The organism is Thermoactinospora rubra (genome assembly GCF_002093975.1).
GTDB classification, from domain to species: domain Bacteria; phylum Actinomycetota; class Actinomycetes; order Streptosporangiales; family Streptosporangiaceae; genus Nonomuraea; species Nonomuraea rubra_A.
Map to the genome: position 1 here is coordinate 1 of NZ_MSZZ01000129.1, position 1,076 is coordinate 1,076.

At 70.2% G+C, this 1,076-nt stretch carries 1 protein-coding gene; it reads left to right on the top strand.

What is annotated here, in order from left to right; translation table 11 throughout:
* On the top strand, positions 1-1,076 hold a 1,076-nt coding region (groEL, locus tag BSB02_RS39215; protein WP_084966076.1), incomplete at both ends, for a chaperonin GroEL.

Sequence of the window (1,076 nt, forward strand, 5' to 3'; positions counted from 1 at the left end):
CGGCCTGGAGCTGGAGCTCACCGAGGGCATGCGCTTCGACAAGGGTTACGTCTCCGGTTACTTCGTGACCGACCCCGACCGGATGGAGGCCGTCCTCGAGGACCCCTACATCCTGATCGTCAACTCCAAGGTCTCGGCCAACAAGGACCTGCTGCCCGTCCTCGACAAGGTCGTGCAGGCCGGCAAGCCGCTGCTGATCATCGCCGAGGACATCGAGGGCGAGGCCCTGGCCACCCTCGTGGTCAACAAGATCCGCGGCCTGTTCAAGTCCGTGGCCGTCAAGGCGCCGGGCTTCGGCGACCGCCGCAAGGCCATGCTGCAGGACATCGCGATCCTGACCGGCGGCCAGGTCATCGCCGAGGAGGTGGGCCTGAAGCTGGAGAACGCCACCCTGGACCTGCTGGGCCGGGCCCGCAAGGTGGTGGTGACCAAGGACGAGACCACCATCGTGGACGGCGCCGGCGACGCCGACCAGATCGCCGGCCGGGTCAACGAGATCCGCACCGAGATCGAGCGCACCGACTCCGACTACGACCGCGAGAAGCTGCAGGAGCGGCTGGCCAAGCTGGCCGGCGGGGTGGCCGTCATCAAGGCCGGCGCGGCCACCGAGGTGGAGCTCAAGGAGCGCAAGCACCGCATCGAGGACGCGGTGCGCAACGCCAAGGCGGCCGTCGAGGAGGGCATCGTGCCCGGCGGCGGGGTGGCGCTGCTGCAGGCCGGCGCCAAGGCGTTCGACAAGCTGGAGCTGGCCGGGGATGAGGCCACCGGCGCGGCGATCGTGCGCAAGGCGCTGGAGGAGCCGCTCAAGCAGATCGCGGTCAACGCCGGCCTGGAGGGCGGCGTGGTGGTGGAGCGGGTCCGCAACCTGCCGGCGGGCCAGGGCCTGAACGCGGCCACCGGCGAGTACGTCGACATGTTCGAGTCCGGCATCATCGACCCGGCCAAGGTGACCCGCTCGGCGCTGCAGAACGCCGCCTCCATCGCGGCGCTGTTCCTGACCACCGAGGCGGTCATCGCCGAGAAGCCGGAGAAGGAGAAGGCCCCGGCCGTCCCCGGCGGCGGCGACATGGACTTCT